The sequence below is a fragment of the Streptomyces sp. CBMA156 genome (assembly GCF_014596515.1).
Lineage (GTDB): Bacteria > Actinomycetota > Actinomycetes > Streptomycetales > Streptomycetaceae > Kitasatospora.
Window position 1 is genome coordinate 1 of record NZ_MSJQ01000208.1, and the last position, 8,264, is coordinate 8,264.

8 protein-coding genes are annotated in these 8,264 nt (G+C 74.0%); 6 read left to right on the forward strand and 2 right to left on the reverse strand.

From position 1 onward, the window contains the following. The coding region (locus BU198_RS17170) for a LamG-like jellyroll fold domain-containing protein (protein WP_188297728.1) at positions 1-1,860 on the forward strand (1,860 nt) is incomplete at its 5' end. A 302-nt stretch (positions 1,861-2,162) separates the two neighbouring features. Here BU198_RS17170 and BU198_RS17175 read toward each other — a convergent pair. After that, positions 2,163-3,227 (reverse strand): aldo/keto reductase, encoded by a 1,065-nt coding sequence (locus BU198_RS17175; protein WP_188297729.1) that lies wholly within the window; start codon positions 3,225-3,227, stop codon positions 2,163-2,165. 127 nt (positions 3,228-3,354) lie between these two features. On the opposite strand from BU198_RS17175, the gene BU198_RS17180 reads away from it, so the two are divergent. The 4 genes from BU198_RS17180 to BU198_RS17195 all read left to right on the forward strand — a co-directional run bounded on the left by BU198_RS17180 (position 3,355) and on the right by BU198_RS17195 (position 6,216). After that, positions 3,355-4,191: a helix-turn-helix domain-containing protein gene (locus tag BU198_RS17180; RefSeq protein ID WP_188297730.1), complete on the forward strand. Its 837-nt coding sequence runs from the start codon at positions 3,355-3,357 to the stop codon at positions 4,189-4,191. Then, a complete protein-coding gene (locus BU198_RS17185) occupies positions 4,188-4,478 on the forward strand; it encodes a hypothetical protein (RefSeq protein ID WP_188297731.1) in 291 nt (96 codons plus the stop codon). Before BU198_RS17180 ends, BU198_RS17185 begins: the two co-directional genes overlap by 4 nt. 218 nt (positions 4,479-4,696) lie before the next feature. Continuing rightward, positions 4,697-4,915, forward strand: a complete 219-nt coding sequence (locus tag BU198_RS17190; RefSeq protein WP_188297732.1) for a ferredoxin — start codon at positions 4,697-4,699, stop codon at positions 4,913-4,915. A 92-nt stretch (positions 4,916-5,007) separates the two neighbouring features. Continuing rightward, positions 5,008-6,216, forward strand: a complete 1,209-nt coding sequence (locus BU198_RS17195) for a cytochrome P450 (RefSeq protein ID WP_188297733.1) — start codon at positions 5,008-5,010, stop codon at positions 6,214-6,216. Positions 6,217-6,415: 199 nt separating this feature from the next. Here the strand turns inward: BU198_RS17195 and BU198_RS17200 are convergent, their stop codons facing one another. Further along, the gene (locus BU198_RS17200) at positions 6,416-7,066 is read right to left on the reverse strand and encodes a TetR/AcrR family transcriptional regulator C-terminal domain-containing protein (protein WP_188297734.1); all 651 of its coding nucleotides are present in this window, start codon (positions 7,064-7,066) and stop codon (positions 6,416-6,418) included. A 70-nt stretch (positions 7,067-7,136) separates the two neighbouring features. Here BU198_RS17200 and BU198_RS17205 point away from each other — a divergent pair. Then, positions 7,137-8,264, forward strand: a 1,128-nt coding sequence (locus tag BU198_RS17205) for an FAD-dependent monooxygenase (protein ID WP_317620166.1), incomplete at its 3' end; no start/stop codon positions are given.

Below are 8,264 nucleotides of genomic sequence, written 5' to 3' on the forward strand. Positions count from 1 at the left end.
AGCGCCGGGCTCGGGCTGCTCGGCGCGGTGCCCGCGCAGGCGGCCGGGCCCGACGCGGCCGGCGGTCCCGGTGCGGCGGAGAAGAAGCCGAAGAAGGGCAAGGGGCACGGGCGTTGGCAGCCCGACCCGGACGCCCGGCAGTTCACCGTGGTCGTCATGCCGGACACCCAGTACCTGTTCGACCAGGACCGGATCCACCCCGCGCCGCTGGAGGCCTCGGTCCGCCACGTGCTGGACGGCGGGGTCAACCGGGAGGACGGGACGGACGACAACATCGTCTTCCTGGCCCACCTCGGCGACGTCACCGAGAACGGACTGGCCGTCGAGTACGCCGCCGTCAGCAAGGTGTTCGGCCTGCTGGACGACGCGGGCGCGGCCTACGGCGTGCTCGCCGGCAACCACGACGTCCGCTCCTCGACCGACGACCAGCGCGGCAGCACCCCGTACCTGGAGACCTTCGGCAAGGCCAGGGCCGCCCGCACCGCCGGGTACCGCGGCTCCAGCCCGGACGGCTACAACACCTGCCACGTGTTCCGGGCGGCCGGGCGCGACTGGATGGTGCTCTCGCTCGACTGGAGGCTCTCCGACGCGGGCTTCGCCTGGGCGAACGCGGCGATCGCGGCCGCCCCCGGGCTCCCGGTGATCCTCACCACCCACGACCTGGCGCACGCCGACGACAGCGGCCGCGCCGAGCTGTCCGACTACGGCAAGCGGCTCTGGGAGCGGCTGATCAGCGGCAACGACCAGATCTTCCTGACCGTCAACGGGCACTACTGGCCGCCCGGGCGCACGGTGCTGAAGAACAAGGCCGGCCACGACGTGCACGTCCACATCACCAACTACCAGGACCGCTACTACGGCGGCGCGGCGATGATCCGGGCGTACCGCTTCGACCTCGACCGCGACACCGTCGACGTGTCGACCTTCTCGCCGTGGATCCAGCAGATCGCCGCCGAGGAGCGCAACGCGCTGGCCGCCGAGCACGCCGAGCTGACCTCCGACGTGGACCGCTTCTCGCTGGCGATCGACTTCGACCGCCGCTTCGCCGGCTTCGCACCCGTCCCGCAGCGCCCCGCGCGCCGGGCCGGCGAGCTGCTGGTCCGGGACACGGTGGCCTACTGGCGGTTCGACAACGGCGGCGGCGACGGGACGGCCGTCTCCCCGCAGCAGGTCGTCAAGGACCTGGCCGGGCAGGGCAACGACCTGCTCTGGCAGAGCGCCCCCGGCACGCCCGACGGCGCGCTCAGCTGGTCCGCCGAGCACCACCCCGACCAGCCGGGCCACGGCAGTCTGCTGTTCCGGGGCACCCGGTCGCCGGTCCGCGGCGGCTACCTCCAGACCGCGCCCGGCGCGCCGCTGAACCGGGAGACCTTCGAGCGCGGTTTCACCGTCGAGGCCTTCTTCAAGCTGCCCGCCGACTGGGACTCGGCGCGCAGCCGCTGGTCCGCCCTGCTCAGCCGGTGGGGGATGAGCGGCGAGGCGGGCAAGAACGGGCCGGGGACGGACGCCGAGGAGCCGCTCGTCACGCTCAGCGTCTCCGAGGCGCCGGCCCTCCAGTGGTGCGTCTACCCGCTCAACCAGACCGGGGCGTCCACCTGTTGGGGCCACCAGCTGCCGCTGGACCGGTGGTGGCACGTCGCGGTGGTCAACGACGGGAAGCTCAGCCGGATGTACGTCGAGGGCTGCGAGGTGGCGCGCAACCCGGCGACGCCCGCCGTCGGGCTGACCACGCTGGGGCGGCCGTGGATGCTGGGCGGCTACTCGTACGCGGGGGTGCTGGACAAGGTGTTCCACGGGTACGTCGGGGACGTCCGGATCGTGAAGCGGGCCCTGCGGGTGGGCGAGTTCATGAACGCCTGATCGCACCCCCTCGAAGCGCGGACACCGCCGGGCCCTGGTACGGGTCCGGCGGTGCCGCTTTCCGGGACGCACTGCGGAACGACACCGGAACGGCCCTCGCACCCACGCCGGGGTGACGCACGCCCGCCGGCACGCGCGGGACCGGAGAGGCTGGGAGAGCCCTCCGGTGGCGTCGGCGGTCACCGGCCGGGCGGGGCCGCCAGCTGATCGGGGGTCGAGCGCGGCACCGCGACCGACGATTCGCCCGGACGGTGAACCGACCCCGGCTCCGGACCCCGGCTCCCGCCGCTGACGGCCGGCCGTCAGCGGCGGGTCTCGATGCGCAGGCCGCCCGTGGTCACCTGCCGGATGGGCTCGCTCGCCAGCAGGTCGTGCGGCTGGCCGAGGGCGATCGCGCCCGCCGCGTCGAGCCGGGCCAGTTCGGCGTCCGTCAGCTCGACCGCCAGGGCGCCCAGGTTGTCCTCCAACTGGGCGGGGGTGCGGGCGCCGAGCAGCGTGCTCGTCACGCCCGGCTTCCGCAGCGTCCAGGCCAGCGCCACCTGGGCCGGAGTGTGCCCCAGCTCGCCGGCCAGCTCCCGGACCACCCCGGCCACGCCGAGGCTGCGTTCGGTGAGGGTGCCCAGGGCGAGGTTGTGGCTCCGGCGGGTGCTCCCGTCGGGACCGGCGCCCGTCGCGCCCACGTCCTCCCGGCCGTACTTGCCGCTGAGCACCCCGCCGCCGAGCGGCGAGTACGGGACGACGCCCAGGCCCAGCTCCCGGGCCATCGGGATCAGGTCGCGCTCCGCGGTGCGTTCGATCAGGCTGTACTCGACCTGCAGCGCGACCAGCGGCGACCAGCCGCGCAGGTCGGCGATCGCCTGCATCCGGGACACCTGCCAGGCCGGGGTGTTGGAGATCGCCACGTACAGCACCTTGCCCTGCCGGACCAGGTCGTCCAGGCCGCGCAGCACCTCCTCCACCGGCGTCCGGAAGTCCCAGACGTGCAGGTACAGCAGGTCGAGGTAGTCGGTGCCCAACCGCCGCAGGCTGCCCTCCACCGAGCCGAACAGCGCCTTGCGGTGCCCGCCCCCGGAGTTCGGGTCGCCGGGGCGGCGCAGTGTCGAGTACTTGGTCGCCAGCACCAGGCGTTCGCGCTCCTCGTGGGCGAACTCGCCGAGCAGGCGCTCGGAGCTGCCCTCGGTGTAGGTGTCGGCGGTGTCGAGGAGGTTGCCGCCGAGCCCGACGTAGCGGTCGAACAGCTTGCGGGCCTCGGCCCGTTCGGCGCCCCACCCCCATTCGGTGCCGAAGGTCGCGGTGCCCAGGGCCAGCGGTGAGACCCGCAGTCCCGAGCGGCCCAGCAGCCGGTAGTCGTCCAGGGCCAGTGCCATCAGGTTCTCCTGTGCTCGTGTGTGCTCGTGTTCCGTTGCCGGGACCGAGTCTGCGGCGGCGGCCGGCCCGGGATAAGGGAGGGAACTTCCTGGGAAGAGCGGTCCCACCCTGGCGGTTGGACCGGTCATGACGACCCGAACCATGGACCCCGCTCAGGAGTTGGCCGCGTTCCTGCGGAGCAGGCGCGAAGCCCTCGACCCCGGCCGGCTGGGCCTGCCGTCGCATCGGCGGGCCCGGCGGACGCCGGGGCTGCGCCGCGAGGAGGTCGCCGAGCTGGCCGGGGTGAGCACCGACTACGTGGTCCGGCTGGAGCAGGGCCGGGGGCTGCGGCCCTCCGCGGAGGTGCTGGCGGCGCTGGCCCGGGCACTGCGCCTGGACGCGAGCGAACGGGACTACCTGTTCGACCTGGCCGGACGCCGCCGTCCCGGCACCACCGGTGGGCCGGCCGCCAGTGCGGCGCCGTCGCTGGCCCGCCTGGTCGGTGACCTCTCGCCGCTGCCGGCCATGCTGCTGGACCACCGTTACGACGTCCTCGCCTGGACCCCCGAAATGGCCCGGCTGCTACCGGGTTTCGAGGCCGTGCCGCCGTCGCGGCGCAACGCGATGCGGCTGTGCCTGCTGCACCCGGCGATGCGCGGCTTCTACGCCGACCGGGAGCAGACGCTGCGGGACGGGATCGCCCACCTGCGCGCGGCATGGGCCGCTCACCCGGAAGACCGGGAACTGTCCGGCCTCATCGACGAGTTCGTCACGCAGGATGAGGACTTCGCCCGCTTGTGGTCGGAGCGGGAGGTCAGTGTCAACGGACGCGGCCGGAAGTTGCTGCGGCATCCGGTCGAGGGTGCGATCACCGTCGACTTCGAAGTCCTGCAACCGCTCCAGGACCCGGGACTGCGCCTTCTCGTCTACCGCGCCGCGGACGAGGAGAGCCGCGCGGCCCTGGACCGACTGTGCGCGCGATGACCGGGCCCCGGCTCACGAAGACCTTCAAGGGGCTGACCGGCCGGACGCTCGCCTGGCAGACCGCCGAGTCGCCCGCCCGGGAGACCGGGCGGGACGCCCGGACGGTGCCGGTCCGGCCGGAACTGGCCGTCGAGGTCGCCTTCGACGGCCTCCAGCGCAGCCCCCGCTGCCCCGCAGGGCCGGCCCTGCGGTTCGCCCGGGTGGTGCGCCACCGGCCGGACAGGAGCGCCGCCGAGGCCGACACGGTGGCCTCCGTACGGGAGTTGGCCACCGCCGAAGGCCTGTGAGGCCGTCCGCGCGGCCGGGTCCGCCGACCCGTCCGGCGGAGTGCCGCGGGTTGAAACGCACTACGCCGCAAGGGGGGTTCACGCACAGGGGCCGAATCAGCCATTCTCGATCCGGCCACCGTATCCCTCCGTGAACGGACCGGCGACGGCTAGGTTGACCGTGACAACGAGAGGCGGCCGCCGGGCAGCCGGCGCCGCCCTGGCGAAAGGTGGCCGACATGCAGGTGAGCGTCGACCGGGACCGTTGCTGCAGCTCCGGCATGTGCGTGACGAACGCCCCCGCGGTCTTCGACCAGGACGACCGGGACAGTCTTGTGAAACTCCGTCAGACCGTCCTGCTGCCCGAGCAGTTCGACGACGTCAGACTCGCCGCCGACCTCTGCCCGGGCCGGGCGATCACCGTCACCGGGGACCAGCCCGCGCAGACCGGGGCCTGACCGGCCCCGCCGCCGGCCCCACAGGCCGCCGGGGACTCCCTGCACCCCCGACAGCCCCACGAGGACCCCCGCGACATGAGGAGACCCCCGCCGTGACCGCCACACCCACCGCCCCCGCCGTCCCGCTGCTGCCGGCCCGGCACTCCGGCGGCTGCCCGTTCGGCCCGCCGCCCGCGTACTCCGAGGCCGCCGCCACCGGGCCGGTGACCAGGGCCGAGCTGCCCGACGGCGACCTCTGCTGGCTGGTCACCGGCTTCGCCGAGGTCCGCACCGTGCTGTCCGACCGCCGGTTCAGTGCCGACATACGCCACCCGTCCTTCCCGCTGCTGATCGCCGGCGCTCGCGAGCTGATCACCGACAATCCGGACTTCCTGCGGCTCGACGACCCCGAGCACGCCCGCCAGCGCCGCATGATCACCGGGGAGTTCCTGGTCAAGCGGGTGGAGGCGCTGCGCCCGGAGATCCAGCGGATCGTGGACGAGGTACTGGACCGGATGACCGCGGGCCGGACCACGGCCGACCTGGTCACCGACTTCGCGCTGCCGGTGCCCTCGCTGGCGATCTGCCTGCTGCTCGGCGTGCCGTACGAGGACCACGACCGTTTCCAGAGCCTGAGCCGCACGATGCTCAGCCGGGAGAGCACCGTGGAGCAGCTCCGGGAGGCCCAGGAGGATGTCCGGGACTACCTGCGCGACCTGACGGCCCGCAAGCGCGCACAGCCGGAGGACGACGCCCTCAGCCGACTCGCGGCGCGGGACGACCTGACCCCGGACGATGTGGCCGGCATGGGCGTGCTGCTGCTGATCGCCGGTCACGAGACGACCGCGAACATGATCGCGCTGTCGACCGCGCTGCTGCTGGAGCACCCCGAGCAGATCCCCGGCCTGGCCGACCCGGCCACCCTGCCGGGCGCGGTGGACGAGCTGTTGCGGCTGCTGACCATCGTGCACACCGGCCTGCCCCGGGTGGCGCTGGAGGACGTGGAGCTGGGCGGCGTCACCGTCCGGGCCGGGGAGGGCGTGATGGCGATGCTCTCCACCGCCAACCGGGACGAGGCGGTGTTCGGCGGCGCCGGCCATCGGGCGACGGACGAGCTGGACCTGGACCGGGACGCCCGGCGGCACCTGGCGTTCGGCTTCGGGGTGCACCAGTGCCTGGGCCAGCCGCTGGCCCGCGCCGAACTCCAGATCGCCCTGGAGACGCTGTTCCGCCGGCTGCCGGGGCTGCGGCTGGCCGGCGAGCGCGAGTTCCGTACCGAGTCGTTCATCTACGGGATGCGGTCACTGCCCGTGACCTGGTGAGCGGGGCCCGAGCGCGGCACGGGCCGTTGCCGTAGGCCTCGTCGGCGGCCACGCTGTCGGGCGTCTTCCGGGGCCTGCCCGGCCCGGTCCGCGGGGCACGGATCTTCTTCAGTACCGGCTCGGACTGCGTGCAGTCCGCCCGCTGCCCCGGCGTGACGACCAGGGGCGGCGGGCGGCGGCCGTCCGCGCCGGAGGGCCGTCAGCCGAGCAGCGTGGCCTCGACGCCGGCGAGCACCGCCGCCAGGCCCTGCTCGAAGCCCTCGTCGAAGTCCAGGAACATCACCCGGCCCGACTCGGCCGCCAGCGGGTGGGCGGCCAGGCGTTCGGCGCGGGCGTCGACGTCGTAGCCCTCGGCTCCGTCGAAGGGGTTGGGGCCCATCGCCTGCTCCTCGATCACGTAGCCGATCGTGTAGCTGTAGGCGGTCTGCCAGGCCCGGGCGGCGGCGGCCGGGGTGAAGCCGGCCTCGGTCAGCAGGCGCAGCGAGGCGTCCAGGCCGGCCGCGTAGCCGGTGTCGGTGAACCGGGAGCCGCTGTAGACCTTCGCGCCGTCGCGGTGGCGCAGCAGTTCGGCGCGCAGGGTGCGCATGGTCCGCAGGTAGGTCTCCCGCCAGTCCTCCGCGGGCCCGTCCTGCGCCGCCCGGCCGGTCATCCGGCGCATCATCTCGGTCGCCATCTCGTCCAGCAGCGCCTGCTTGTCCTTGAAGTGCCAGTACAGCGCGGGTGCCTTGACGTCGAGCCGGGCGGCGATGGCGCGCAGCGTCAGGCCGTCGAGGCCGGCCTCGTCCAGCAGGTTCAGCGCGGCGTCGACGACCTGGCCGCGGTCGAGTTTGGGGGTTCTCTGCGGGGTCACGGTTGACAGTTTAACGCCGTTAAGTGCACGCTGTCGGCAACGGCTACTTAACAACGTTAAGGAGGTTGCCGTGGCTTCTCGCGGCACGCACACGGACGTCCTGATCGTCGGTGCCGGGCCCACCGGACTCGCCCTGGCGCTGGACCTCGCCCGGCACGGCGTCGCCGCGCTGGTGGTCGAGCGGGGCGCGGAACTCTTCCCCGGCTCGCGCGGCAAGGGCCTCCAGCCGCGCACGCTGGAGGTGCTCGACGACTTCGGCGTGCTCGACCGGATCCGCGCCGTGGCGGGCCACTACCCGCCCAACCTGTTCTGGAAGGACGGCGCACCGCAGGGCGAGCGCCGGATGTACGACCCGATCGAGCCCTCCGAGGCCGAGCCGTACACCGAGGCGCTGATGCTGCCCCAGTGGCACACCCAGCGGGTGCTGTACGGGCGGCTGGGCGAACTGGGCGGCGAGGTCGCGTTCGGGCGGGAGCTGGTCGGCCTGACGCAGGACGAGGAGGGCGTGACCGCCGAGTTCGCGGCCGGCGGCCCGGTCCGGGCACGCTACGCCGTCGCGGCGGACGGCGGGCGCTCCACGGTGCGGCGGCTGCTCGGCATCGGGATGACCGGGGAGACCGTCGACCCGGCGCCGATGCTGGTCGCGGACGTCCGGGTCGACGGGCTGGACCGCGAGCACTGGCACGTCTTCCCGGCCGACGAGGGGCTGCTGGCGATCTGCCCGCTCGGCGGCACCGAGGACTTCCAGCTGGTCGCCGGGTTCCCGGAGGGCACGGCCGTGGACCTCACCCTCGAAGGCCTCCGCACGGTGGTCGCCGCCCGCTCCCACCTGAGCGCCGGCCAGCTGACCGAGCTGCGCTGGATCTCCGAGTTCCGCCCGCGCGCGGCCCTCGCGGACCGCTTCCGGGCCGGCCGGGTGTTCCTCGCGGGCGATGCCGCGCACGTCCACTCGCCGGCCGGCGGACAGGGCCTGAACACCAGCGTCCAGGACGCCTACAACCTGGGCTGGAAGCTCGCCGCCGCGCTGACCGGGCGGGCCGGCGCGCGACTCCTCGACAGCTACGAGGAGGAGCGCCGGGCCAACGCGGCGGCGATGCTGGAGCTGTCCACGCGGGTCCACCGCGGCGAGCAGCGGCGCGGCCGGGCGACCCAGCAACTCGGCCTCGGCTACCGGGAGTCCGCGCTCTCGGTGGAGACC

Bases quoted from the DNA above. Each gene is read 5' to 3' on its own strand.
- BU198_RS17175 (WP_188297729.1), bottom strand. From the start codon at position 3,227: ATGGCACTGGCCCTGGACGACTACCGGCTGCTGGGCCGCTCGGGACTG.
- BU198_RS17185 (WP_188297731.1), top strand. From the start codon at position 4,188: ATGACCGGGCCCCGGCTCACGAAGACCTTCAAGGGGCTGACCGGCCGG.
- BU198_RS17190 (WP_188297732.1), top strand. From the start codon at position 4,697: ATGCAGGTGAGCGTCGACCGGGACCGTTGCTGCAGCTCCGGCATGTGC.
- BU198_RS17180 (WP_188297730.1), top strand. From the start codon at position 3,355: ATGACGACCCGAACCATGGACCCCGCTCAGGAGTTGGCCGCGTTCCTG.